Source organism: Cryobacterium flavum, assembly GCF_900103805.1.
Taxonomy (GTDB): Bacteria; Actinomycetota; Actinomycetes; order Actinomycetales; family Microbacteriaceae; genus Cryobacterium; species Cryobacterium flavum.
Map to the genome: position 1 here is coordinate 87,197 of NZ_FNIB01000007.1, position 26,064 is coordinate 113,260.

General features: G+C 64.9%; 23 protein-coding genes. 17 read left to right on the forward strand and 6 right to left on the reverse strand.

The window, feature by feature from the left end:
- Positions 1-39: 39 nt before the first annotated feature.
- The 3 genes from BLS91_RS11535 (at position 40) to BLS91_RS11545 (ending at position 5,163) form a co-directional block, all read left to right on the forward strand.
- Positions 40-1,773 (forward strand): ABC transporter ATP-binding protein, encoded by a 1,734-nt coding sequence (locus tag BLS91_RS11535; protein WP_092340875.1) that lies wholly within the window; start codon positions 40-42, stop codon positions 1,771-1,773.
- Positions 1,770-3,734: an ABC transporter ATP-binding protein gene (locus BLS91_RS11540; protein ID WP_092340877.1), complete on the forward strand. Its 1,965-nt coding sequence runs from the start codon at positions 1,770-1,772 to the stop codon at positions 3,732-3,734. The genes BLS91_RS11535 and BLS91_RS11540 overlap by 4 nt, the downstream gene beginning before the upstream one ends.
- A 94-nt stretch (positions 3,735-3,828) precedes the next feature.
- On the forward strand, positions 3,829-5,163 hold the full coding sequence (locus BLS91_RS11545; RefSeq protein WP_092340878.1) for a DUF4192 domain-containing protein: 1,335 nt from the start codon (positions 3,829-3,831) through the stop codon (positions 5,161-5,163).
- Positions 5,164-5,237: 74 nt separating this feature from the next.
- Here the strand turns inward: BLS91_RS11545 and BLS91_RS11550 are convergent, their stop codons facing one another.
- Positions 5,238-6,668, reverse strand: a complete 1,431-nt coding sequence (locus tag BLS91_RS11550) for an aspartate aminotransferase family protein (protein ID WP_092340879.1) — start codon at positions 6,666-6,668, stop codon at positions 5,238-5,240.
- Between the two features lie 4 nt (positions 6,669-6,672).
- Positions 6,673-7,155, reverse strand: coding sequence for an Lrp/AsnC family transcriptional regulator (locus BLS91_RS11555; RefSeq protein WP_092340880.1), 483 nt, complete (start codon positions 7,153-7,155; stop codon positions 6,673-6,675).
- 123 nt (positions 7,156-7,278) lie between these two features.
- Here BLS91_RS11555 and BLS91_RS11560 point away from each other — a divergent pair, with 123 nt between their 5' ends.
- From BLS91_RS11560 to BLS91_RS11590, 7 genes are all read left to right on the forward strand, one after another.
- Positions 7,279-8,715: a gamma-aminobutyraldehyde dehydrogenase gene (locus BLS91_RS11560; RefSeq protein ID WP_092340881.1), complete on the forward strand. Its 1,437-nt coding sequence runs from the start codon at positions 7,279-7,281 to the stop codon at positions 8,713-8,715.
- Between the two features lie 84 nt (positions 8,716-8,799).
- Positions 8,800-9,603, forward strand: coding sequence for a PP2C family protein-serine/threonine phosphatase (locus tag BLS91_RS11565; protein ID WP_338061573.1), 804 nt, complete (start codon positions 8,800-8,802; stop codon positions 9,601-9,603).
- A gap of 46 nt (positions 9,604-9,649) precedes the next feature.
- Positions 9,650-10,033, forward strand: coding sequence for a PadR family transcriptional regulator (locus tag BLS91_RS11570; RefSeq protein ID WP_092340883.1), 384 nt, complete (start codon positions 9,650-9,652; stop codon positions 10,031-10,033).
- On the forward strand, positions 10,030-10,563 hold the full coding sequence (locus tag BLS91_RS11575; RefSeq protein WP_092340885.1) for an HAAS signaling domain-containing protein: 534 nt from the start codon (positions 10,030-10,032) through the stop codon (positions 10,561-10,563). The genes BLS91_RS11570 and BLS91_RS11575 overlap by 4 nt, the downstream gene beginning before the upstream one ends.
- 32 nt (positions 10,564-10,595) lie before the next feature.
- The gene (locus BLS91_RS11580; RefSeq protein ID WP_092340886.1) at positions 10,596-10,940 is read left to right on the forward strand and encodes a zinc ribbon domain-containing protein YjdM; all 345 of its coding nucleotides are present in this window, start codon (positions 10,596-10,598) and stop codon (positions 10,938-10,940) included.
- Positions 10,941-11,032: 92 nt separating this feature from the next.
- Positions 11,033-11,548, forward strand: coding sequence for an FHA domain-containing protein (locus BLS91_RS11585; RefSeq protein ID WP_241983114.1), 516 nt, complete (start codon positions 11,033-11,035; stop codon positions 11,546-11,548).
- Positions 11,549-11,641: 93 nt separating this feature from the next.
- On the forward strand, positions 11,642-14,611 hold the full coding sequence (locus tag BLS91_RS11590; RefSeq protein ID WP_092340888.1) for an FtsK/SpoIIIE domain-containing protein: 2,970 nt from the start codon (positions 11,642-11,644) through the stop codon (positions 14,609-14,611).
- Here the strand turns inward: BLS91_RS11590 and ald are convergent.
- Positions 14,608-15,723: an alanine dehydrogenase gene (ald, locus tag BLS91_RS11595; protein ID WP_092340889.1), complete on the reverse strand. Its 1,116-nt coding sequence runs from the start codon at positions 15,721-15,723 to the stop codon at positions 14,608-14,610. The genes BLS91_RS11590 and ald overlap by 4 nt on opposite strands.
- Positions 15,724-15,972: 249 nt before the next feature.
- On the opposite strand from ald, the gene BLS91_RS11600 reads away from it, so the two are divergent.
- The 4 genes from BLS91_RS11600 to BLS91_RS11615 are packed head-to-tail and all read left to right on the forward strand — an operon-like array spanning position 15,973 to position 20,109.
- Positions 15,973-17,187 carry an ABC transporter substrate-binding protein gene (locus BLS91_RS11600; protein ID WP_092341096.1) on the forward strand — a complete coding sequence of 405 codons (1,215 nt, stop codon included), beginning with the start codon at positions 15,973-15,975 and terminating at the stop codon, positions 17,185-17,187.
- Positions 17,187-18,386, forward strand: a complete 1,200-nt coding sequence (locus tag BLS91_RS11605) for an ABC transporter ATP-binding protein (protein ID WP_092340891.1) — start codon at positions 17,187-17,189, stop codon at positions 18,384-18,386. Before BLS91_RS11600 ends, BLS91_RS11605 begins: the two co-directional genes overlap by 1 nt.
- Before the next feature lie 2 nt (positions 18,387-18,388).
- Positions 18,389-19,306, forward strand: a complete 918-nt coding sequence (locus BLS91_RS11610; protein WP_092340893.1) for an ABC transporter permease — start codon at positions 18,389-18,391, stop codon at positions 19,304-19,306.
- Positions 19,303-20,109 (forward strand): ABC transporter permease, encoded by an 807-nt coding sequence (locus BLS91_RS11615; RefSeq protein WP_174774976.1) that lies wholly within the window; start codon positions 19,303-19,305, stop codon positions 20,107-20,109. Before BLS91_RS11610 ends, BLS91_RS11615 begins: the two co-directional genes overlap by 4 nt.
- Here the strand turns inward: BLS91_RS11615 and BLS91_RS11620 are convergent.
- On the reverse strand, positions 20,106-21,098 hold the full coding sequence (locus BLS91_RS11620) for an asparaginase (RefSeq protein ID WP_092340894.1): 993 nt from the start codon (positions 21,096-21,098) through the stop codon (positions 20,106-20,108). The genes BLS91_RS11615 and BLS91_RS11620 overlap by 4 nt on opposite strands.
- Before the next feature lie 5 nt (positions 21,099-21,103).
- Positions 21,104-22,480, reverse strand: coding sequence for a 4-aminobutyrate--2-oxoglutarate transaminase (gene gabT / locus BLS91_RS11625; protein WP_092340895.1), 1,377 nt, complete (start codon positions 22,478-22,480; stop codon positions 21,104-21,106).
- A gap of 85 nt (positions 22,481-22,565) precedes the next feature.
- On the opposite strand from gabT, the gene BLS91_RS11630 reads away from it, so the two are divergent.
- The 3 genes from BLS91_RS11630 (at position 22,566) to BLS91_RS11640 (ending at position 24,619) form a co-directional block, all read left to right on the forward strand.
- Entirely contained in the window at positions 22,566-23,051 is a 486-nt protein-coding gene (locus BLS91_RS11630) for an OsmC family protein (protein ID WP_092340896.1), read from the forward strand.
- Between the two features lie 111 nt (positions 23,052-23,162).
- Positions 23,163-23,522: a PadR family transcriptional regulator gene (locus BLS91_RS11635; protein ID WP_092340897.1), complete on the forward strand. Its 360-nt coding sequence runs from the start codon at positions 23,163-23,165 to the stop codon at positions 23,520-23,522.
- A complete protein-coding gene (locus BLS91_RS11640; RefSeq protein ID WP_092340898.1) occupies positions 23,519-24,619 on the forward strand; it encodes a hypothetical protein in 1,101 nt (366 codons plus the stop codon). Before BLS91_RS11635 ends, BLS91_RS11640 begins: the two co-directional genes overlap by 4 nt.
- 97 nt (positions 24,620-24,716) lie before the next feature.
- On the opposite strand, the gene BLS91_RS11645 is transcribed toward BLS91_RS11640, so the two are convergent.
- On the reverse strand, positions 24,717-26,063 hold the full coding sequence (locus BLS91_RS11645; RefSeq protein ID WP_092340899.1) for an aminotransferase class III-fold pyridoxal phosphate-dependent enzyme: 1,347 nt from the start codon (positions 26,061-26,063) through the stop codon (positions 24,717-24,719).
- Between the last annotated feature and the right edge of the window lies 1 nt (position 26,064).

Sequence of the window (26,064 nt, forward strand, 5' to 3'; positions counted from 1 at the left end):
CCGGTCGGGCGGGCATCCGTCTTTTAATAGGAGAACTTCGTGCTGTGGTCCTTGCTCGTGCGTTACCTGCGCCCATACTGGCAACTGCTTCTAGGGGTGATCGTCTTTCAACTGGCCCAGTCGATCGCCTCGCTCTTTCTGCCCACCCTCAACGCTGACATCATCGATGATGGTGTGGCAACCGGTGACTCCGGCTACATTCTGCGCGTGGGCGGCCTCATGCTGCTGATCACCCTCGCCCAGATCATCTGCGCGATCGTGGCCGTGTACTTCGGAGCCAAAGTCGCCATGAAGGTCGGCCGTGACCTGCGCGGGGCCGTGTTCAGCCGGGTCGGTGAATTCTCGGAACAAGAAGTCACCCGGTTCGGGGCGCCCTCACTCATCACCCGTTCCACCAACGACGTGCAGCAGGTGCAGATGCTCGTGCTGACCACCTGCACCCTGCTGGTCTCCGCACCCATCCTCAGCATCGGCGGTGTGATCATGGCGATCCGCCAGGACGTGCAACTGTCCTGGCTCATCGCGGTGAGCGTGCCGATTCTCCTCACCGGGGTCGGCCTCATCGTCGTGAAGATGGTGCCGCTGTTCCGCAAGATGCAGATCCGCATCGACACCGTCAACCGGGTGCTGCGGGAGCAGCTCACCGGCATCCGTGTGGTGCGCGCGTTTGTGCGGGAGACGCAAGAGGTGGCACGGTTCGCCCAGGCCAACCGGGACGTCACCGAGGTAGCACTCAGCTCCGGGCGCCTGATGGCGCTCATGTTTCCCATCGTCATGCTCGTGCTCAACGTCTCGAGCGTCGCCGTCATCTGGTTCGGCGCGTTCCGCATTGAAGACGGATCGATGCAGGTGGGCACGCTCATCGCGTTCCTCAGCTATCTCATGCAGATTCTCATGGCCGTCATGATGGCCACGTTCATGGCCGTCATGATTCCGCGCGCGGCCGTGTCGGCGGACCGCATCGGTGAGGTTCTCGCCACCGAATCAAGCGTCGTACCGCCGGCCAACCCGGTGAACGCAACGGCCGGTCAGGGCGAACTCGAACTGCTCGACGTGGGCTTCGCTTACCCGGGCGCGGAAAAACCCGTGCTGCGCAACGTGAGTTTCATCGCCCGGCACGGCGAGACCACCGCGATCATCGGCAGTACCGGCAGCGGAAAGACCACCCTGGTGAACCTGCTGCCGCGGCTGTTCGACGCGACCAGCGGCTCCGTACTGGTCGACGGCGTCAACGTGCGCGAGCTGAACCCCGACCTGCTCTGGGGCCACATCGGCCTTGTACCGCAAAAGCCGTACCTGTTCTCCGGAACGGTGCGCAGCAACCTGCTCTACGGCAAACCCGACGCGAGCGAAGACGAACTCTGGCAGGCCCTCACGATCGCGCAGGCCCGGGACTTCGTCACCGAAATGGATGGCGGGCTCGACGCCAAGATTGCCCAGGGCGGCACCAACGTATCGGGCGGTCAGCGCCAACGCCTCGCCATCGCGCGCGCCCTGGTGAAACGGCCGGAGTTGTACATCTTCGACGACTCATTCTCAGCCCTCGACCTCGCCACGGATGCCCGACTGCGGCTCGCCCTCAAGCAGAGCACCGATGGTGCCACCATGGTCATCGTCGCCCAGCGGGTGTCGAGCATCATCGACGCCGACCAGATCCTCGTGCTCGAAGACGGCCGCATCGTCGGCCGCGGAACCCACGAGCAACTGCTCGACTCGAACACCACGTACCAGGAAATTGTGTCATCCCAGCTCACCGCGGAGGAAGCAGCATGAGCGAGACTCACGCCGACGACAAGCCGGCTCCGCGTCCGCAGCGCGGAGGCGGCCCGTTCGGCGGTATGAGTCTGCCGGCCGAGAAGTCGATGAATTTCACCGCGTCGGGCAAGCGCCTGCTCGGCAAGTTGCGTCCTGAGCGCCTCTGGCTGATGCTCGTGCTGGCCCTCGCTGTGATCAGCGTGACCTTCTCGGTGCTGGGCCCGCGCCTGCTCGGTGAGGGCACCAACCTGATCTTCTCCGGCATCGTGTCGAAGTCCCTGCCGAGCGGCAGCAGCCAGGCCGACGTGATCGCGGGGCTGCGGGCATCCGGCAACAGTACCCAGGCCGACATGCTCAGCGGCATGACGCTGACCCCGGGCCTCGGCATCGACTTTGCCATGCTCTCCACCGTGCTGTTCTGGGCGCTCGCACTCTACGTGCTGTCGAGTGTGTTCAGCTGGATGCAGGCGTATGTGCTGAACGGTGTCGTGCAGCGCACGGTGTATCGACTGCGGGAGGAGATTGAGGCGAAGATCAACCACCTGCCGCTGAGCTACTTCGACAAGAAGCCGCGCGGTGAACTTCTCAGCCGGGTCACTAACGACGTCGACAACATCTCGCAGAGCCTGCAACAGTCGCTCAGCCAGGTGGTGACGAGCCTGCTAACGGTGATCGGCGTGATCGTGATGATGCTCATCCTCTCGCCGCTACTGGCTCTGATCGCCCTCGTGACGGTGCCGCTCACGCTGGTGATCACGGCGTTCATCGCCAAGCGTTCGCAGAAACTGTTCGTGGCCCAGTGGGCCAACACCGGCGAGCTGAACGGTCAGATCGAGGAGACGTTCACCGGCCACGCCCTGGTCAAGGTGTTCGGCCGCCAAAAGGAGGTCGACGCCCGGTTCAAGCAGAAGAATGATGACCTGTACGAGGCCAGTTTCGGTGCCCAGTTCATCAGCGGCATGATCATGCCGGCGATGACCTTCATCGGCAACCTCGTCTATGTCGCCATCGCTGTTGTGGGAGGCTTGCAGGTGGCTTCGGGTGCCATGCAGCTCGGCGACGTGCAGGCATTCATTCAGTACTCCCGCCAGTTCACCCAGCCGCTCGCGCAACTCGGGTCGATGGCGAACCTGCTGCAGTCGGGTGTCGCATCCGCTGAACGCGTGTTCGACCTGCTCGACGCCGACGAACAGAGTGGAGACCCCGATCCGGCCGAGACCCCAATAGTGGTGCACGGCCGTCTCGTCTTCGAGAACGTGTCGTTCCGGTACACCGAGGACAAGCCGCTGATCGAAGAACTCAGCCTCGTGGCTGAACCCGGGCAGACCATTGCCATCGTTGGCCCGACCGGAGCCGGCAAGACCACACTGGTGAACCTCATGATGCGGTTCTACGAGATCGACTCCGGGCGCATCCTGCTCGACGGAGTCGACGTGGCCACCATGACCCGGCACGACCTGCGCAGCCGCATGGGCATGGTGCTGCAGGACACCTGGCTGTTCGGTGGCACGATCCGCGACAACATCGCCTACGGTCGACCGGATGCGACGGAGCAGGATATTCTCGCAGCCGCCACCGCGACCTACGTCGATCGGTTCGTGCACTCGCTGCCCGACGGGTATGACACCGTGCTCGACGATCAGGGCAACAACGTGAGTGCCGGTGAAATGCAGCTGCTCACCATCGCGCGGGCGTTCCTGGCGAAGCCGAGCGTGCTCATCCTCGACGAGGCGACCAGCTCGGTGGACACCCGCACCGAGGTGCTGGTGCAGAAAGCGATGGGCGCTCTGCGGGCCGAGCGCACGAGCTTCGTCATCGCGCATCGGCTCTCGACTATTCGGGACGCCGACCTGATTCTGGTGATGGAATCGGGGCGCATCGTGGAGCAGGGCAACCACGTGCAGCTGCTCGCCGCCAACGGTGCCTACCAGGCGCTGTACGCCGCACAGTTCGCCGCGCCCGTCGCCGACGAGGTCTAGCCCCGGCTCCTCCCCAACCCGTCGCCTGCCCGTGTCATCCCCAGATTCGGGCAGGCACCGGCGGCGGTGCGGACCGCGCTGGCACAGTGGCGGCATGCATCCGACCATTGTCAAAGCCCAGAAGGCTCAGGACTTTCTGGCACTCGTTCCCCAGCTGCTCGGTTTCGTTGCCGAGTCCAGCGCCGTTCTGGTGGCGTTTCGTGGCAACCGCACCTGCGGCGCGCTGCGTTTCAACCTGCCCGACGACGACGCACCCCACAAGGTATACAAGCGCATTGCGACGACCCTCGCCGGAATGCTGTGCAAGATCCCCGGAGTCGACGCCGTCGTCCCGGTGATCTACACCGATGATTCCTTCAACGATGCAGTCGGCATTCCGCGCGAACAGTTCGCCGAGATTCTGAATCGGCGACTCGAGCTGAGCGGATTTCTGTTGCGTGATTCCCTGTGCGTTGCAGCGGATGCCTGGGGCAGCTACCTCGACCCGGACTGCCCGGCCGCTGGGCACCCACTCAGCGATATCACGGAGTCACCGATTTTCGAGGCGGTGCCCCCGGAGGCCGCGCCCGACTTGCCGCGCCCGCTGGGCACACTGCAGACCGGCGCTGACCCGATCGGTGTCAACCTGGCGACCAAGGAACGCCTGGCCCGCCTCTACCGGCGGTATCGGCATCTGCTCGCGCGGGGCGAGAACACTCCGCAGCTGTTCGCCGCCCTCAGCGTTGCGCTCGACCCGGTAGCGATTGCCGAGGACGCGCTGACCTGGCCGAACCCACCCACCGAAGAGAACGCCGCAGCGCTGCTCGTGCTCGTGCAGTCCCCGCCGAACCGTGACCAGATCATGGTGCAATTCGCGTTCGGGCGTGAGGAAGGCGTGCGCGCTCACGAAATCAACCGGCGGTACGCGCAGCTCCAGTACGAAACCGGGCGAAGCCTTGACGACCTGGTGGCCGCAGAGATCGACTCGGGCGACCCGACCGCCGAACACACCGGTGACATCATGCTCGGCCTGCAGACGGAACGACCCGACGTAGACCGCATTCGCATCGCGATCACCCTGCTCCGCACCGTCGTCGCCATGGCGCCGCGTTCGGCGAGGCCGGCGCCGCTGTGCATGCTGGCGTGGCTGTCCTGGGCGCTCGGCAGTGGGTCTGTGGCCGGATTCTTCGTTGACCAGGCACTCGCCATCGACTCGCAGTACAGCATGGCCACCCTGCTTAACCTGCTGCTCACGTCTGGGCATCTGCCGGAATGGGCGTTCGCAGTGCCGCGCGGTGACGACGACGACGCGGCGGACGAGGGCTACGAAAACGATGAGGACTTCGGCGAAGACGCTGCGCTCAGCGACGATGCCGTGTGGTTCTTCGAAGGCGAGAACGAGGAGTACGACGACGCTGACGATGACGACGCGCGGGCAGCTGACGGATGACGCGGGTGCAGCACGACCTGACCCGGTCTCGCATCCGTTTGAATGCCAGACCGGGCCGCCGGTTGCGAGGCGCACTAGATGTACTTCGGAGCCTCCGACAGCACGCCGTGCAGAATCTCGCCGATCTCGGCGAATTCCGTTGGGCCCACGGTCAGCGGGGGAGCGAGTTGGATAACCGGGTCGCCGCGGTCGTCGGCGCGGCAGTACAGGCCGGCTTCGTAGAGCGCCTTCGACAGGTACCCGCGCAGCAGACGCTCGGACTCTTCGTCGTTGAAGGTTTCCTTGGTGCCTTTGTCCTTGACCAGTTCGATGCCGAAGAAGTAACCGGCACCACGCACGTCACCGACGATCGGCAGGTCGAGCAATTTCTCCAGTTCCTTGCGGAACAGCGGCGAATTCTCGCGAACGTTCTCGTTGAGCTTTTCCTCTTCGAAGATGTCGAGGTTGGCCAGGGCAACCGCCGAGGAGACCGGGTGGCCGCCGAAGGTGTAGCCGTGGTAGAACGTCGTGTCGCCGTGTTTGAACGGTTCGTAGATGCGGTCGCTGACAATGGTCGCGCCGATGGGCGAGTATCCGCTGGTCATGCCCTTGGCACAGGTGATCATGTCGGGCTGGATGTCATAGGTCGTCGAGGCGAACATGTTGCCGATGCGGCCGAATGCTGTGATGACCTCGTCGGCGACCAGGAGCACGTCGTACTTGTCGCAGATTTCTCGCACGCGCTTGAAGTAGCCGGGGGGCGGCGGGAAGCAGCCGCCGGAGTTCTGTACCGGCTCCAGGAAGACAGCCGCAACGGTTTCGGGGCCCTCGAACTCAATCATCTCTTCGATGCGGTTCGCGGCCCATTGGCCGAACACCTCGAGGTTGTCGCCGAGGCCGAGGCCAGGGCTCATCTCGTCGGCCCGATAGAAGTTCGTGTTGGGAACGCGAAAACCGCCCGGGGTGACCGGTTCGAACATCTCCTTCATCGCCGGGATGCCGGTGATGGCCAGCGCTCCCTGCGGGGTGCCGTGGTAGGCAACGTTACGGGAGATGACCTTGTGCTTGGTCGGGCGCCCCATCAGCTTCCAGTAGTACTTGGCAAGCTTGAATGCGGTCTCCACGGCTTCACCGCCGCCGGTGGAGTAGAACACGCGGTTGAGGTCACCCGGGGCGTAGCTGGCGAGCCGGTCGGCGAGTTCGATCGCGTTCGGGTGGGCGTAGGACCAGATCGGGAAGAAGGCGAGTTCTTCGGCCTGCTTGGCGGCGACCTCGGCGAGACGCTTGCGGCCGTGGCCGGCGTTGACCGTGAACAGACCGCTCAGGCCGTCGATGTACTTCTTGCCCTTGGAATCCCAGATCTGATGGCCCTGGCCCTTGACGATGATGGGAACTCCAGCGCCGGATTCCATCACCGACTGACGGGAGAAGTGCATCCAGAGGTGATCCTTGGCCTTTTGCTGCAGCTCGGCGTTGTGGGCGTCGCTGTACGCGGTCGGTGAATCGATGGGTGTGGTGAGAGTCATTTTTTTACCGTGTTCCCCAGTTATAGAACTGTTTGTGGAGTTTGAGATAAACGAACGTCTCGGTGGAGAGGACTCCATCGAGATTGCGGATCTTGGAGTTGAGCAGTTCGAGCAGTTCGTCGTCGTCTTCGCAGACGACCTCGGCAAGAATGTCAAAGGTGCCGGCCGTGAGCACGACGTAGTCCACGGCATCGATCTCGGCCAGCTGCTCGGCCAGTATGCGGGTATCGGCCGACGCGCGAATTCCGATCATGGCCTGGCGAAAGAAGCCCAGCTGCATCGGGTCCGTCACGGCGACGACCTGCATGACGCCCGAGTCAGTGAGCTTCTGCACCCGTTGACGCACGGCCGCCTCGCTGAGACCGACGGCTTTGCCGATCTCTGCGTACGACCGACGTCCGTCGGCCTGCAGCTGTTCGATGATCTTTTTCGACACATCGTCGAGCTGGGCCAGCTTGGGCGGGTGACCGCGCCTTTGTCCATTCATGCATCGATTGTGTCAGTCCAAATGCACTTCGGCAAGCGAATCCGTCGCACATTATGCAAATCACTGCGGATTTCATTTGTGAATCTGGGTGCATCTCACATTGAAATAGGTACACTGGGCCGCATGAGTGCCCCCGAACTACGTAACTTTATCAACGGCCGGTACGTCGACTCCACCGCGACGGATCGGTTCGACCTCATCGACCCTGCCACCGAAGCGATCTACGGAAGCAGCCCGGTGTCGACCGCGGCAGATGTTGATACGGCCTACCGGGCCGCGGCATCCGCTTTTGAAATCTGGGGCGAGAGCACCCCGGCCGTGCGGCAGCTCGCGCTGTTTCGCATAGCGGACGCGATTGAGGCGCGTGCCGAGGAATTCGCCGATGCCGAGTCGCTCGATACCGGCAAGCCGCGCTCGACCCTGGTAGACGACGAGATTTTGCTTTCGGTCGACCAGATCCGCTTCTTCGCCGGCGCCGCGCGCAACCTCGAAGGGCGTGCGGCCGGCGAGTATATGACGGACCACACCTCGTTCATCCGGCGTGAGCCGATCGGTGTCGTCGGCCAGGTCACTCCGTGGAATTACCCGTTGAACATGGCGGTCTGGAAGTTCGCGCCCGCGCTCGCCGCCGGTAATACAACCGTGCTCAAGCCCTCGGACACCACCCCGAGTGCGACGTTGCTGCTCGCCGAGGTCGCGGCGGAATTTTTGCCGGCCGGCGTGCTCAACGTGATCACCGGGGACCGCACCACCGGTGCCGCGATGGTCGATCACAAGACCCCGCAACTTGTCTCGATCACCGGTTCGGTACGAGCCGGAATGGCCGTTGCCGAGGCTGCGTCACACGACCTCAAGCGGGTGCACCTGGAATTGGGCGGCAAGGCACCGGTGATCGTGTTCGACGACGCCGATATCGAGCTCGCCGTTGCCGGGATCGTCGCCGCCGGCTTCTTCAACGCCGGCCAGGACTGCACCGCGGCTACCCGGTTGCTCGTGCAGGGCGGCATCCACGACGAATTCGTCGCAGCGCTCGCCGCCTATGCCAGGGACAACGCTCGCACCGGAGCCCCGAGCGAGCAGGGAATCCTGTTCGGACCGGTCAACAATGTCAACCAGCTCGCCCAGGTGTCCGGCTTCGTCGACCGGCTGCCTGACCACGCCGTGCTCGAACTCGGCGGACACCGGGTCGGCAGCACCGGGTATTTTCATGAAGCGACCATTGTCAGTGGCCTCAAGCAGACGGATGAGGCGGTGCAGCAGGAGATCTTCGGCCCGATGATGACCGTGCAGCGCTTCACCGATGAGTCCGAGGCGTTGCGTTGGGCGAACGACGTGCAGTACGGTCTGGCCTCGTCGGTGTGGACGCGCGATCACGGTCGTGCGATGCGTTTCGCCAAGCATCTGGACTTCGGTTGCGTCTGGATCAACACACACATCCCCATCGTCGCCGAGATGCCACACGGCGGTTTCAAACACTCCGGCTATGGCAAGGACCTCTCGATGTACGGGTTCGAGGATTACACCCGGATCAAGCACGTGATGAGCTACATCGGACACTAGGCGGTGCGGTGGCGCCAAGCGGTGACGTTATTATGGTCCAAGTCCTTCGGCGAACGTTGGAACCACACTCGGAAGGCACCACCCGTGACCCAGATTGGTCAAGGTTCGACCGAATTTCGTGTCGAACTGCCCAGCGTTGCAACGACGTTAACGCTGGCGTGGGCAGTCCTGACCGATGTCGGTCATCGCCGTGAGGTGAACGAAGACAGCCTGCTCGCCCTACCGCCGCTGTTCGCCGTCGCTGACGGCATGGGCGGTCACTCGGCCGGTGACGTCGCCAGCGCTGCCGTGGTGACCCGACTCGCCGAACTTTCCGGAACCCTCGTGGCCGAGGCCGGTTCGATCGACCGGGCGCTCGCGCTCGCGGTCGAGGATATGGCGCAGGGGGTCGGCGTCACCGACCAAGGCACCGGAACCACGGTGACCGGTGTCGCCTTGGCCCTGGTCTCGGATGCGATCAGCTGGATCGTCTACAACATCGGTGACTCTCGGGTGTACCAGCTGACTGACGGTGTGCTCGAGCAGGTCACGAATGACCACTCGGTCGTGCAGGAACTCGTCGACGCTGGGCGCATCACCCGGGAAGAGGCCGACGTTCACCCGCACGGCAACATCATCACGCGCGCCGTCGGCTTTCACGAACCACCGATTCCCGACTACCGCATCCTGCCGATTCAGGCCGGCATGCGCATTCTGGTCTGCTCCGACGGGCTCACTAAGGAGCTCACGTCCTACGGCATCCGGCATTTCCTGCTCGAGAAGAAGCTGGCAGCGGATGCCGTCGCCGCGATGGTTGAGGCGGCCCTCGACAATGGCGGTCGCGACAATGTCACCGCAATCGTGGTCGATGTGCTCGCGGTCGAACCCTACGAGGTGCCAGAGACCTGATCGTAGCTATTAGGCATGACCTACTACCTGTCGTAAGGTAGTAGCTATGGCCCACCCACCGAGCACACCGGCCGTGCCACAAGACGCGCAGTCCCTGCGTGGGGTGCTGCCCATGCTCATTCTGAGCCAGCTGCAGTCTGCCGAGTCGTACGGTTACGAACTCGTTGTTCGGCTGCAGAACATCGGCCTTCGAGACCTCGCGACCGGCACGGTCTACCCGGTGCTGTCGCGCCTGGAACAGGACGGCTCGCTCACCAGCCGCCTGGTGGCATCCACTGCGGGCCCGGCGCGCAAGTATTACTCGCTGAGTGCGGCGGGGGAGGCGGCCCTCGTGCTCGCCACGGCGCGCTGGCACTCCCTGACGGCGATCGTGCAGACGGGCCTCGGCGTCACCCCCACAGAAGCTTTAGCCGGAGAGGATCAGAAATGAACACGCAAACCATCGAGGCCAGATCTTCCTTCGGAGTCTGGCGTCGCCGCGAGTCCTATTTGTTCCGGCTCGACCTCTGGCTGGAAGAGTCCCTGTCGTCGCGCGAGCGCCGATCGATCCTGCGCGAGATTCGCGACAACATCACGGTGGATGCGGCAGCCCGCGGCATCGCCGCCGCCCTCGACTCGCTCGGCTCACCCCGCACCCTGGCCCGAAGTTTCGCCGAAACCGGCCGCGACAGCCGGCCCTCTTGGAATCGGGCGATCTATTGGTTCACCGGCCTGCTGCTGCTCTGGTGGACCCTGGCCTTCACCTACACGGCCGGTATGCTCTCGGCCCTACTGGACAGCGGAGCCGAGTCGGCCGAGTCGTACTTTCTCGGGCTGCCGGTATCGGCGTTCAACCGGAAGTCCGGAATTGGGATCGGCTGGGAAGCCTCCTCTGTCGTCGCCTACATTCCGCTGATGGTCATGGTCGCTGCGGCCATCATCGCCGGGCGGCTCTGGCGCGTGCGGGTCGGCCGCCGATAGTCGCAAAGCATCAGTCGCGTATTATGGAACGAGTGAATGAGACCCTGCCCAAGTGCCCTGAATGCTCCAGCGACCTGACCTACGAAATGGGTGCCCTGCTGGTGTGCCCGCTCTGCGCCCACGAGTGGTCGAACGAGCCGGTCGAGGAAGAGCAGGAAGCCCAGGTCAAAGACGCGTTCGGAACCGTGCTGACCGACGGTGACACCGTGTCGATCATCAAAGACCTCAAGGTCAAGGGCCAGACGTTGTCGGTCAAGGTCGGAACTAAGGTGCGCAACATTCGCCTCGTTGACCCGGTCGACGGTCACGACATCGACTGCAAGGTCGATGGTTTCGGATTCATGCAGCTCAAGTCCAGCGTGGTCAAGAAGGTCTAGGCCGAGTGATCGTGACGTGTCAGATTTGCGGGGCCTGGTTGCCAGTCGGGGCCATGTTCTGCGGCGAATGCGGCAGTTCCCGCACAGCCACCGTGGAATCGCGCAAGCGCCCGGACCCTCGCCCGAACGACACGACGATCATTGCGCGCCTGCCGCGCGCGCCTGCCGTCATCTCCGTATCGATTCCCGCTGAGGTGCCGGCTCCGGTGCGGGCCGTGGCTGTCGTGAGCGCTGCACCGCCTGCATCACGGGCCGCGCTCCCCGCCGCAGTGATGCCGACCCGGGCGACCTTCGTGTTGACCTTCAGCACCGGCCAGCGGGTATCCGTGCAGGGCTCCGGCCTGATCGGCCGTAAACCCCTGGCCCAACCCGATGAGATTTTCGACGAACTCATACGGGTAGCGGATGCCGACCGCTCGGTCTCCAAGACTCACCTCGAGTTCGGCCAGCACGACGGCGAGTTCTGGGTCAGCGACCGCGTCTCGGGCAACGGCACGGTGATTCGCCGCCCCGGTGAAACGGCCGAGGCGCTCGAACCGGGGCGACGGTACGTTCTTCCGCGCGGCACCCGGGTGGAGATCGCCGACCAGTCCTTCAGCATCAGCTGAGCCGCCTCCTCCACAGCTACGCACCACCTGCGATCGTGCACCGATAGTCCCGTCGAGGATCGTCCTAGGTCAGCATTCTGGTCTGCTGGTTGCGTGTCCACCGTCGATGAAACCCTCCCGCTGCCACCCGCGCCAGCTAGTCTGCCTCCGGCGGGATTCCCCCTGCTCGCCAGCGTGGCGCCCCTGGTTGCTGCCGGGCTGATCTGGATGATCACCGGCTCGGCTTTCGCGCTGATCTTCGCCGTTCTCAGCCCGATCATCGCGGTGGCCAGCATGTTCGATTCCAAGCGCTCGGGTGGCAAACGCCGCCGGACTGAATCGGCCGCTCACGCCGAAGCCCTGGCGCTGCTGCGTACGGTCATCACCGACCGCCAGTCCCGCTGGCGCGACGAGGCCTGGCAGCACACCCCATCAGCCCGAAATATTGTGCGAGGGTGTGCTGCTGCCGCGCGCTGGCGGCAAACGGATGCCACGCTCGTCGCGCTGGGCGTCGGCCCGGCCCCGAGTGGTATCCGACTGGGCGGTGCGAGCGCCCCAAACGAGCACCGGGAACTTCGGGAGTGGGCCTCGACCGTCACCGGCGCTCCGGTCGTCGTCGACCTGACGTCCGGACTCGGTATCGTCGGACCGATGCCGCTCGCAGCGGGCGTTGCCCGCGCCGTGCTCGTGCAACTGTGTTTCGCTCTGCCGCCGACCGACCTTGGCGTCGCAATCGCCACCGACGCTCAGGCCACCGACTGGGACTGGGCGGCGCAGCTGCCGCAGGCCGTAGTAACGCCGCGACGGCTCACGCTACTGCTGCGAACGGTCACCTCCGTGCAGCCGCTGGGAGGCGAACCCGATCGCGGGCGGCTGCTCCTGGCCGTGGCAACGCGGCTCGAGGACCTGCCCCCAGGCTGCGGAACGGTCGTGCGCATCGCTGGGCCGACCAGGGCGCAGATCATCCGTGCGCCCAATCGCGCGCCGCCCCTCGACTTTTGCCCGGAGCTGCTCGCCCAAGCTGAGGCGATCGACTTCGCGGTGGCCCTCACCGAGCAGGCCCGTGCCGCCGGGATGGCAAGGGAATCCGGGGCGCTCCCGACCACGCTCACCCTGGCGGAACTGCTCGAAGACGGCACCGATGCCCCGGCAATCACCGGTGGGACAGCTCCGCCGAGCCTCGACTGCCCGATCGGTGTCGGCCGAGACGGGCCGGTGCACGTTGACCTGGTGCGATCCGGGCCGCACGCCGTGGTCGGCGGAACTACCGGCAGCGGCAAGAGCGAGCTCCTGACCACCTGGGTGGCAGCTCTGGCCGCGACCTATTCGCCGGGCCAGGTGAACTTTCTGCTGGTCGATTTCAAGGGCGGCGCGGCTTTTCAACCGCTGGCTCGGCTGCCGCACTGCGTTGGCCTCATCACCGACCTCGACGCGGCCACGGCGACGCGGGCCCTGGCCAGCCTGGGAGCAGAACTTCGCTACCGGGAGCGCACCCTCAGTTCGGCCGGGGCGCGGGACGTGACCGACGTGCGCCTGACGCATCCGCTGCCCCGGCTGGTCATTGTCGTCGATGAATTCGCCACCATGCTCGGGCTGTTCCCCGAGCTGCACGCCCTCTTTGTCGACATTGCCGCGCGTGGACGGTCGCTCGGTGTGCACCTCATCCTCTGTACCCAACGACCGGCCGGGGTGGTGCGAGACGCCCTGCTGGCCAACTGCAGCCTGCGCCTGTCCTTGCGGGTGAACAACCGTGCCGACAGCCAGGCGGTGATCGGCACGGATGCTGCGGCCGAATTGGCACCGAATCAGCCCGGACGGTGCCTGATCGCCACCGAAACCGGAGAACCGGTGCTCTGCCAGGTCGCGACGACCCGGGAACTCGACATCGCCGGCCTCGCTGCCGCGCCGATGTCGGCACCGCCGGTGTTGTCGGCAGCGGGCGGATTCGTCCCGAGGCGGCCCTGGCTCGATGCGCTCCCGCCGGTGGTCACGGCGGCCGACCTGGCGAGCGCGGAGGCCGCCGCATCCGGTTTTCCGCTGGGCTTGCTCGACGAACCCGAGCGCCAGCGGTACCGTGTGTTCTCCTACGATCCCGAGATTGACGGGCATCTGCTCGTTATCGGCGGAGCCGGTTCGGGCAAATCCGCCCTGCTGCACACACTGGCTGAGGCAGTCGCCGGCGCGGCCGAATCTCACACCGGGATCTACCTCGTCACCGCCGACGTCGAATCGGCCTGGGATGCCCTTGCGAGACTCAGCACCAGCGTGGAAACCGGGCAGCAGACCGCGGCCTCACCCCGGTTGGTACTGTTCGACGATTTTGATTCCGTCTGCGCCCGCTGGCAGCCCGAGCACCGGCTGGCCGCCGTCGATCTGCTCGTCGGCCTGCTGCGGGACGGCCCGGCAGCGGGGGTACACGTCGTTGCCGCCGTGCAACGGCACACCAGCGTGGTTCCCGGGCTGGCTGCGCTCTGCCAGAGCTCCCTGCTGCTGAAACTGCCGAGCGTGCAGGAACACCTCGCGGCCGGTGGGCAATCGGCTAGCTACACCGCCGCGCTACCTCCGGGCGGGGGAGTGTGGCGCGGCCTGCGCGTGCAACTGCTGGCTCCCGTTGGGGCCCTGGCCGTTCCTGCCGCCACGACGCTTGATACGGAATCCGATGCCCTGCCGAATTCGCTTCCCACTGGTGGCCCGCTCCTGATCGTGTCATCGTCGCCGACGAGCGCAGCCACCCGCCTGCGCACCGTCCTCGGTGTGCCGGTTCTGGAACTGGCGGGAACGAGCGGGCCGGCGGCATCCGCTCTGCTGGTTTCCGGTGAGGCAGGCCAGACGGATGCTGCGGGTCAGCTGATCGTCGTCGGTGACGCCGAAACCTGGCAGACGCACTGGACGTTGCTGGCCCGGCTGCGGGGCCCAACGGCCAACAACACTGCGGCCAGCCTGGTCTTCGACCGGTGCAGCCTGTCGGATTTTCGGCTGATCAGCCACCGCCGGGAGTTGCCGCCGCCCTTGGCACCCGGGCGCGGGCGGGTCTGGGTATTGCACCCGAACGGCGAGGTGACCAGGGCGATCCTCCCCGACTAGACCAACACCTCGGCGACAGGCTGGTGCGGCAACCCGTGAGCGAGCGCCACGGGAGCGCTGGTCAGGTGCCCGGCGAAAGTATTGAGCCCCTGGGCCAGGGCGGAATCCGCGCGCAACGCATTGACCCAGCCGAGCGTGGCGAGTGCGCGCACATAGGGCAGGGTCGCATTTGTCAGAGCATAGGTCGAGGTGTGCGGCACCGCGCCGGGCATGTTCGCGACGCAGTAGAACAACGACCGGTGCACGGTGAAGGTGGGGTCGGCGTGCGTGGTGGGATGACTGTCGGCAAAGCAACCGCCCTGGTCCACGGCGATATCCACGAGCACGCTGCCCGGTTTCATGCGCGACACGAGCTCGTTACTGACCAGTTTCGGGGCCTTGGCTCCCGGAATGAGAACCGAACCGATGACCATGTCAGCTCCGACGACGGCCTTGTCGATCTCAAAGCTGTTCGAAGCAATGGTTTTGACCCGCCCAAAATGCAGGGCATCGATCTCGCGCAGCCGGAACAGGTTGGTATCGAGCACGGTCACCTCAGCGCCGAGCCCGAGCGACACCTGCATCGCGGCCGTGCCGGCCACCCCGCCGCCGAGCACAGCGATCTTTGCCGGGTGAGTGCCAGGGACGCCGGGCACCAGCAGGCCGGGGCCGCCATTCGGCTTGAGCATGGCATTGGCCCCCACGATCGGCGCGAGGCGGCCGGCGACCTCACTCATCGGCGCCAACAACGGCAGAGCTCGCGAGGGCAACTGCACGGTCTCGTAGGCGATCGCGGTGACTCCGCTGCCGAGCAGGGCCCGGGTCAGCTCGGGTTCTGCGGCGAGATGCAGGTAAGTAAACAGCACCAGGTCGGCGCGAAAGTAGCCGTACTCGCTGTCGACTGGCTCTTTGACCTTGAGCAGCAGGTCGGCGGCCGCCCAGATGCTCGCTGCGTCCGGCAGAATCGTCGCGCCGGCCGCGACATACTGCTCATCGCTGATGGAGGAACCGACGCCGGCGCCGGACTGCACGAGCACGTCGTGACCGTGCAGCACGAGGTCGTACACCCCCGCCGGGGTGATCGCGACCCGAAACTCATTGTTCTTGATCTCGGTGGGAATGGCGATCCTCATGGTGTTCCTCTCTCGAAGCGCGCTCCTCGGCCGAGGTCCAGCGGCTCATCGCCACCACCCTAGTCGTGGCGCACCGACGATTTCGAGGGCGAATGTTGCGAGTTTGTGCTGATTTCGTGACAAATCGGTTGCAAGATCAATGTTTTGAACTCTTTTAGGTGTTTCCACCACCGATATGTGCAATTATCGACCAACTCGCAACGCAGCGAGTCTGACCGTGTGCGTGCCCAGAATGCTAGGAGAACCATGATGAAGTCCAAGCCGCTGCCCGCCGATCCCATGATTCGCCAGCTCATTCGCCAGGCGCAGAAGGCGCAGCTGGGTCGCCGAACTCTCCTCGCCGGTGCCGGTGCCGGTGCAACAGCTCTCGCGCTCGCCGCGTGCTCCACCGGAGCTGCGGCCAAGCCCACCGCTGCGGCCGACACGTCGGCTACTGACAAGACCATCCGCTGGGACAACTGGGCGCTGTACATCGACGTCGACGATGCCGGCAATTACCCGACCCTCGACGCGTTCAAAGCGCAAACCGGCATCTCGGTCAAGTACACCGAAGCCGTCGACGACAACAACTCGTACTACGGCAAGGTCAAAGACCAGCTCGCCCTCGGCCAGGACATCGGAGCCGATGTCGCCTGCCTGACCGACTGGATGGTCAGCCGCATGATCCGTTTTGGCTACACCCAGGAACTCGACCACGCCAATATCCCCAACCTCTCCAATCTCCTGCCGTCACTGCAGAACGTCGACTTCGACCCGGGCCGGGCTATGAGCATCCCCTGGCAGGGCGGCTTCGCTGGCCTGGCCTGGAACAAGGAAAAGTACCCGCAGGGCCTCAAATCGGTTGAAGACCTCTGGGTCCCCGAGCTGAAGGGTCGCGTCGGCGTACTCTCCGAAATGCGCGACACCATGGGCTTGATCATGCTCGATCACGGCGTCGACATCTCCGGAAAATGGGGCGAAAATGAATACACCGCCGCCATCGACGAATTCAAGAAGCAGGTCTCCGACGGCCAGATCCGCAACATCAAGGGCAACTCCTACAAGGAAGACCTCGCCAACGAAGACACCCTGGCCGCGATCGTCTGGTCCGGTGATATCGTGCAGCTCAACGCCGAAAATGGCGACAAGTGGGGCTTCATCGTTCCCGAAAAGGGCGGAACGCTCTGGAACGATAACTTCGTCGTGCCGATCGGTTCGCCGGGCAAGAAGAACGTCGAAGAACTCATCAACTACTACTACGACCCGGCCGTCGCCGCCGAGGTCGCCGCCTACGTCAACTACATCACCCCCGTCGCCGGTGCCAAAGAAGCCATGATGGCCATCGACCCGACGCTGGCCGAAGATCCGTTGATCTTTCCCGACGACGCGACCCTCGCCAACGCCTACGTGTTCCGGGGGCTCGACGGCACAGAGGAGCAGACCTTCAACGCTCAGTTCCAAGCGATCCTGCTGGGTGCAGCCTGATGGTCATCGGTGCGTTCGCTGATCGTGGCGCCGACCTGGAGCTGGTCGGCATCGAGAAACGTTTCCCCGGGTTCACCGCTATTGAAAATCTCAACCTCACTATTCCGGCCGGGTCGTTCTTCGCGCTGCTCGGCCCCTCGGGCTGCGGCAAGACGACCACCCTGCGTCTGGTCGCCGGCCTCGAAGAGCCCACGAGCGGCCGCATCCTGATCGGGGGAACGGATGTGACCAAGCAGAAATCCTTCCAGCGCCCGGTCAACACCGTGTTCCAGAGCTACGCCCTGTTTCCGCACATGACCGTGCTCGAGAACGTCGCCTTCGGTCTCCGCCGCCGCAAGATCGGCGATCCGGTGGCCAAAGCGCACGAGGCGCTGCTGTTAGTGGAGCTCGATCACCTGGCCCACCGCAAACCGCAGCAGTTGTCCGGCGGTCAGCAGCAGCGCGTGGCCCTGGCCCGCGCCATCGTCAACCGGCCGGCATTGCTCCTGCTCGACGAACCGCTTGGGGCCCTCGACCTCAAGCTGCGGCGCCAGATGCAGCTCGAGTTGAAGACCATCCAGGAGGAGGTCGGCCTCACTTTTCTGCACGTGACCCACGACCAGGAGGAGGCCATGACCATGGCCGACACCATCGCGGTCATGAACAAGGGGCGCATCGAGCAGATGGGTGAACCGCAGCAGCTCTACGAACTGCCCAAGACCGCCTTCGTGGCGAACTTTCTCGGCCAGTCCAACCTGTTCACCGGCCCCGTCGTGTCCACCACGAGTACCGCCATCGCGGTCGACGTGTCCGGGCAGAAGATCGTGGTGCCGCTTGAGCGCGCGCACCGAATCTCGGGCGAGGTCACGATCGGTGTGCGCCCCGAAAAACTCACCCTGCACGCCGACGAACCGGCCTACGACGCCGGACGCAATACGATGGGCCCGGGCAAGGTCATCGATGTGTCGTTCAGCGGCGTCAGCACGCAGTACCTTGTCGCCGTTCCCGGCGTCGGAACACTCGTCGTGTTCGCCCAGAACGTGGCTTTCGGCCCGGCCGCGCACGTCGGTGCCGAAGTGTGGCTCAGCTGGAACGTCGACCACGGCTTCGGACTCGACGATGATCCAGCCGATGCTCCGCGGTTCGAGGCGGATCTCGACACCAAGACCATCGCGCAGCAGCGTCGGTCGTTGCTCGTCACGGAGCTTGAGGAGGCCTAAGGATGGCCTTCGCCGCATTCTCGACCGCGACTGCGCCGTCGACCGACCCCGTCGCCCGGCGTCGCAGCCCGGTGGCGCTGTTTCTGCTGTTGCCGGGCATCCTCTATCTGGTGCTGTTTTTTCTGACCCCTTTGGTCTCGCTGCTGCTGACGTCGTTTCAGACGCCCCGGGAGTTCGGTGACATCGGCCAGTACGACTATGCCTTCCGCTGGCAGAACTACACCGAGGTCATCACGACCTACTGGCCTCACATCGTGCGATCGTTCAGCTACGCACTGGCCGCGACGTTCTTCGCGCTCGTGATCAGCTACCCGCTGGCCTACTTTATCGGCGTGAAAGCCCGCAAATGGCCGCTACTGCAGAGCCTCATGCTCGTACTCGTGATCGCACCGTTTTTCATCAGCTTTCTGCTGCGCACCCTGGCCTGGAAGCAGCTGTTCTCCGACGAGTCTTTCGTGGTGCAGTCGCTCAAAGCGCTCTCGCTGCTGGGACCGGAAGCACACGTGACCGGCACCGCGTTTTCGGTGATCTTCGGCCTGACCTACAATTTCATTCCGTTCATGACCCTGCCGTTGTACACGACGCTGGAGCGGCTCGACGTGCGTTACCTCGAGGCCGGCAACGACCTCTATGCGAGCCCATTCCAGGTGTTCCGCAAGATCACCATTCCGCTGTCGATGCCCGGCATCGTGGCGGGCACCCTGCTCACTTTCATCCCTGCGGCCGGTGACTATATCAACGCCAGTCGGGACTTTCTCGGTGGTACCGGCACCCAGATGATGGGAAACGTGATCGAGGCGAACTTCCTCGTGCTGCAGAATTACCCCTCGGCGGCGGCCCTGTCCATCATTCTGATGACCGTCATCCTGGTGATCGTCAGTATCTACGTCAAGCGATCCGGAACGGAGGAACTGCTGTGAAACTCTCCCTCGGCAAATGGCTGCTGCCCGTCTACAGCGGGTTGGCGCTGCTGTTCCTGATGATTCCTATCGGCTACACCTTCGTTTACTCCTTCAACGACTCCCTCAAATCCAACATCACCTGGCGCGGATTCACCTTCGACAAGTGGCTCAATGTCTGCAACGTACAAAATGGTGCTGTCTGTCAAGCCTTCGGCAACAGCCTGTTCATCGGCGCCGTGGCCACGGTCGTCGCGACCACCCTCGGCACCATGATCGCGATCGCCATCGTGCGCTACCGGTTCAAGTTTCGGTCACAGACCAGCCTGCTGCTGTTTTTGCCGATGGCCACCCCGGAGGTCGTGCTCGGCGCCGGCCTGGCGGCGCAGTTTCTGTCGCTCGGTGTGCCGAAGGACATGCTGACGATCATTCTGGCGCACACCATGTTCTGCATCAGCTTCGTCGTAGTCACGGTGAAGGCCCGGGTGGCCAGCCTCGACCCGGCTCTGGAAGAAGCCGGCCGCGACCTGTACGGCTCCGCCTGGCAGGTATTCGCGCGCATCACCTTTCCGCTGCTGCTGCCCGGCATTCTCGCGGCCGCTCTGTTGTCGTTCGCGTTGTCCTTTGACGACTTCATCATCACGAACTTCAACTCCGGGGCGGTGACGACGTTCCCCAAGTACATCTACATTTCGGCGGCACGCGGAATTCCGGCGGAGGCCAACGTGCTCGCGTCGGCCGTGTTCATTCTCGCGCTTGTCGTGGTCGTGACAGTGCAGGTGTCCGGGGCGGCGAAGGCGCGGCGGCTGGCCAAGCTGAGCTAAATGTAGCTGGCGCGAATCTCTCCGACCGGACGGCCGCCGCCGGTAACCGTGAGGCCGAGCTCGGGCAGCAACTGCGCGACGTCAGCTCGCTGGATCGCCCCAGCGTCCGCCAGCAGGCTGACTGCAACCGCAGCGGCGGCCCGCAGGTTGCCGTCGAGTATCTTCAATGCCACGGTGGTACCGTTTTCGGCGGCTGCGACCATGATTCCCTCCGCGCCGCCCTTCATGAACAGGCCGAGCCGGTCGATCACGATGCTGTCGGAGTGGCCGGGACCGGCCACCACCCAGCCATTGGCGCGCACCGCTTCGGCCAGAAAACCGGCCTCGCGGTAGATCGCGAACGGGGAGTTGGACTTGCTGGTGGCAATGCGCGCGATCCCGCGCGCCAGGCCCCCGAGGGAGATCGCGTGGACCGGGGCGCCGCAGCCGTCGATACCGGAGGCGACCGGTCGTTCGCCGGTGAAGCGTTCGAGCACGTCGAGGATGCGCTTTTGCAGCGGATGCGCCGGGTCCAGATAGCCGTCCAGCGCCCAGCCGTTCTGCTGGCAGGCCACGAGCATGGCCGCATGCTTGCCCGAGCACTCCATGTAGACCGGTGCCTTGGTGGCACCGAGGCGCACGAGAGCGTCTCGGGCGGCGGAGTCGATCGGCCAGGCAGCAGGGCACGCGAGCGCCGTTTCCGGAACTCCGGCCCGGGAGAGCAGGCCGCGAACGAGTTCGATGTGGGCGGCGGTGCCGCTGTGACTCGCGGTAGCGATGGCGGCATCCGCTCCCCGCAGGGCGGCGCCGCTGGCCATGACCGCGACGGCCTGGAACGGTTTCATCGCCGAGCGCGGAAAGACCGCGCTGGTGACGTCGCCGAGCGCCCGCAACACCTCGCCGTTGGTGCCGAGCACGATCGCCGAACCGGCGTGGCGGGATTCGACGAAGCCGCTGCGCTCCACGACGGCGAGCTCGACGGAATCGTCGACCGTAAAGGTTTCAGACACAGTGGCTACAGCGCGGCCATGGCGTCGTCGATCACCGAGAGGGCGTCGACGATCAGGGCATCAGACAGCGCGAGACTCGGCAGAAAACGCAGCACGTTGCCGTAGGTGCCGGCGGTGAGCAGCAGCACGCCGTGCTGGCCGGCGTAGGTCGAAATCGCGCTCACCGCGGCGGCGTTGGGCGCCTTCGTCGTGTCGCCGGTACCGGGCTGCACCAGCTCGATCGCCATCATGGCACCGTGCCCGCGAATCTCGCCGATGATGTCGTACTTGTTCTTGAGCGCGGTCAGGCCCGCCGTGAGCGACCGCTCGATGCGCTGTGCTTCGCCGAGCAGGTTGTTCGCGTCGATGGCCTCGAACACAGCGATCGCAGCGGCACAGGAGACCGGGTTGCCACCAAAGGTGCCGCCGAGGCCGCCGGGCTGGGAAGCATCCATGATTTCAGCGCGGCCGGTGACGGCGGCGAGCGGGAAGCCCCCGGCGATGCCCTTGGCACTGAGCACGAGGTCGGGGATCCAGCCGAAGTGCTCACTCGCGTAGTACTTACCCGAGCGCGCCATGCCGCTCTGGATCTCATCGGCGATCATGACGACACCGTTCTTGGTGCACCATTCCTGCAGGGCGGGCAGGTATCCATCCGCTGGCACCATGAAACCGCCCTCACCCTGGATGGGTTCGACGACCAGACAGGCCAGATCGGATGCCCCGATCACCTTGTCGAGGTAGGCGATGGTGCGGGCGGCCGCCTCGGAACCGGTCAGGCCGTCGTGATAGGGGTAGGAACTCGGGGCGTGGTAGACATCGCTCGCGAGGGGACCGTAGCCGGTGGCGTAGGGCATGGCCTTGTAGTTCATGGCCATGGTCAGCACGGTGCGGCCATGGTAGGCGTGGTCGAGTACCGCGACGGCGCGGCGACCGGTGTACTTGCGGGCGATCTTCACGCCGTTTTCGACGGCTTCGGCGCCGGAGTTGATGAGCACGCTCTTCTTCGGGAAATTACCCGGGGTGTGCTCGGCGAGCAGCTCGGCGACGCGCACGTACTCTTCATAGGGGGTGACGGTGAACAGGGTGTGGATGAAGTCCTGGGACTGTTCGATGGCCGCGGCAACGACGCTGGTCTCGGTGTGGCCGATCGTGGTGACGCCGATTCCGGCACCGAGGTCGATGAACTGGTTGCCGTCAACATCAACGAGGATCGCCCCGTTGGCCTTGGCAATGTAAACGGGGAGCATGGAGCTGACGCCGTCGGAGACGACCGCTCGACGCCGCTCCTGCAACGCTGCAGAGATCGGACCGGGAATGGCCGTGACGATCTTTCGTTCTTGCGCGACGGAGTACGTGGTCGCGGCGGCAGTGGTAGCAGAGTTTGTGAGGGTGTCAGTCATGATGCTTCCACTTTACCGATCTCATTCCCCACGAGGCTGGTTGTGCTGTCAGAATTACTGAAGGAGATAGCGATTTCGAGGGGGAATCATGCTCGGCGAGCACAATTACGCGGTACGGGTCGACTGGACCGGCAATGAGGGCAGTGGTACGAGCAGCTATCGGGCCTACGGCCGACAGCACACGATCACGCCGGTGGGCAAGGGAGCCGAGGTCAAGGCCGTCATCAAGGGATCGAGCGACCCGACTTTTCACGGAAATGCCGAACGCTGGAACCCGGAAGAGCTGCTGCTCGCCGCGCTCAGCCAGTGCCACATGCTCTCCTACCTGCACGTGGCCGTGCGGCACGGGGTGACGGTCACCGCCTATACCGACTCCGCGGTCGGAGTGATGCGCCAGCGGCCGGGCGGCGGCGGAAGTTTCGCATCCGCTACCCTGCGCCCGCGCGTGACGATAAGTGACCCCACCCAGGTCGATTTTGCGCAGTCGCTGCACGCCGAGGCGGCGCGGGAGTGCTTCATCGGGGCCTCGATGAACTTTCCGGTCGTGCACGAGCCGGTCACCACGGTCTAGCAGCGTCCCGGAAGGACAGAAATTGCGCATGGCGCGGTAGTGCGGTTTGCGTAGTAGTGTGGGATCCGTTGAAGGTGTGAGCGAACGCTCGAGCCGATGAAGGGGATGCCGATGGATACCACCCAGTTACTCAAGGGGGTGCTTGACATGGCCGTTCTGGCCGTCATCGTTGACGACGACGGCTACGGCTATGACATCGTGCGCCGATTGCGCGCCGCCGGACTCGACGAGGTCGGCGACGCTTCGGTCTACGGCACCCTGCGGCGGCTGTACAGCGCGGGGGCGTTGTCGAGCTACGTGGTGCCGTCGGACGGCGGGCCGCACCGCAAGTACTACGGAATGAACCCGCACGGCCGGGCCATGCTCGCCGAACAGTGCGCGAACTGGACCCACTTTGCCGACACTCTCACCCAGCTGCTCGAGAATCCGCAGCGCTCCGCTCTCCTACCCACGATCGGCGACAACTCATGAGCGAAACAGCTACGACTCCGCAGTCCATTCGCGACTTTGCCCTGGCCGTGCGAGCGGCCCTGAACGATCTTCCCGCTGATGACGTCGACGACCTCACCGACGGCCTCGAAGCCGACCTCACCGAGCAGGCCGCCGACGTGGATGCCGGCGATGCCGCGGCGCCCGAGGTTGACCTCGGCGATCCGGTCGCCTACGCCGGCGAGTTGCGTGGCGCGGCCGGGCTTCCCGTGCGGGGAGCGACGCCCGAAGCCCGCGTGCCGCGGCTGCGCCGGCTGCGCACCCGGGTCGGTGCCGCGCGAGCTGGCGCGGCCCGGCGCATTCGTTCGAGTGCGGCCGGTGCGGCGGTGCTCGACTTTGTGCTCGCGTTGCGCCCCGCGTGGTGGGTGCTGCGCGGCTGGGTTGTCTATGCGGTCGCGGAGGTTTTCGCAGGTGGCGGGATCAGCACTGTGCCGACCGATCCACTGAGGTGGGTTGTGCTCACTGCTTTTGTGGTCTTGAGCGTGCAGTGGGGGCGCGGCCGGTGGCTGCCCTGGCGTTGGCTTCCCGGCTTTCGCACGGTGGTGAGCGTGTGCGCGGTTCTGGTGCTGCCGATCGTGCTGATGGTCACGGCCAACCAGGCCGGAACGCAGAACACTGCGTACGTGGACTACAACCCGGCTCCGACGCCCGGACTCATGCAGAGCGGCGAGCAGGTGACCAACGTGTTCGCCTACGATACCGACGGCCAGCCGCTCACCGACGTGCAGCTGTTCGACCAGAGCGGTCGTGCCCTCAACGTGGTCAACGACCCGGTCAATACGAACTACCTGCCCCAGCTTGATGCGGCCGGCGAGCAGGACATGGTGGTGCCGAGCCTGTTGGTGCCCGGCGGCGGCTGGAATGTGTTTCCGCTCCGGCTGGTGGCGTCAGGCGATATCGACTACACTTACGACTTTCTTGGCCAGGCCTACCAGGCGGATGCCGCACCGTCGCCGTTTCCGTTCGCCCAGGTACGGCCCCTCGTGCCGGTGTCCGAAACGGGGGAGCCGACACCATCGCCGTCACCCACGCTTGTGCCGGTGCCGACAGCATCCGCTTCGCCAACGGCCGGACCATGATGCGCCCGGCCGGCGGTGGGGCGGCGGTCATCAGCCCCTCGGACATCGACCTGCCGCCGACCCAGTCCGTCGACATCACGGACTGGGTGAGGGGCGACTACGCGGGGTAGGCGGCTACCAGCGCAGCGAGGGCCTCCTCGAGCACGGTGGCAGCATCGTCGATGAGCTCGTCAGAGATCACGACACTCGGCATGATGCGCAGCACCGAATCCCAGCTGCCGGCGTCGAGCGCGATGACACCGTTCGTGGTGGCGTGCTTGATCACGGCGGTCAGGGCCTCGGGGTAGGGCTTCTTGGTTCCCGGGTGCACGAGCTCGACGCCGAACATGGCGCCCTTGCCGCGGACTTCGCCGACGATGGAGAACTTCTCGGCCCAGTCGCCGATTCGCGCCCAGAGGGCGGCTTCCACCCGCTTGGCCTCACCGAGCAGATTGTCCCGCTCGATCAGGTTGAACACTGCGAGGGCGGCCGCGGTGGAGACCGGGTTGCCGCCGAAGGTGCCGCCGATGCCGCCGGGCTGCACGGAGTCCATGATGTCGGCGCGGCCGGTGACGGCGGCCAGCGGAAAGCCGCCGGCGATGCCCTTGGCGGTCGTGACCAGGTCGGGAACGACATCGTGGTGCTCGATCGAGTACCAGACGCCGGTTCGGGCGATGCCGGCCTGAATCTCATCGGCCACGAAGACGATGCCGTTCTCAGTGCAAAATTCGCGAATGCGCTTGAAATAGCCGGGTGCAGGAATAACGATGCCGCCGTCGCCCTGGATCGGCTCGACGAAGAACGCCGCGACCTCGGTCGCGCCGATGTGGGTATTGATGTAGTCGATGGTCTTCTCAGCCGCTTCCAGACCACTCAGGCCGTCACGGAACGGGTAGCTCGTCGGCACGCTGTAGATCTCGCCGGGGAACGGGCCCATTCCGGCGCGCTCCGGCCACGGCCGGTAGGTCATCGCCATGGTCAGGTTGGTACGACCGTGAAAAGCGTGGTCGAGGGCCACGATGGCCCGGCGTCCGGTGAACTTGCGGGCGATCTTCACCGCGTTCTCCACCGCTTCCGCGCCGGTATTCACGAGCACCGAGTGCTTCTCGAAATCGCCGGGGGTGATCTGGCTAAGTTTCTCGGCGACCGCCACGTAGTTCTCGTAGGGCGTGACCGTGAAAAGAGTGTGGGTCAGTTTCGCTGCCTGAGCGGATGCTGCCGCCGCGACGTCGGGATGCGCGTGACCGATCGTGGTCACCCCGATGCCGCAGCCGAGGTCGATGATCTGGTTGCCATCAACGTCGACCAGGATCGCTCCGGCGCCGTGGTCCATGTAAATGTTGGCGAGCGTTCCGGCGCCGCGGGCAACCGTTTTCTCTCGCCTGGCCTGAAGCTCGACCGACTTGGGGCCGGGGAGAGCCGTCACGAGCTTGCGTTTCTGGGGCACCGAATACGTAGCAGTCATT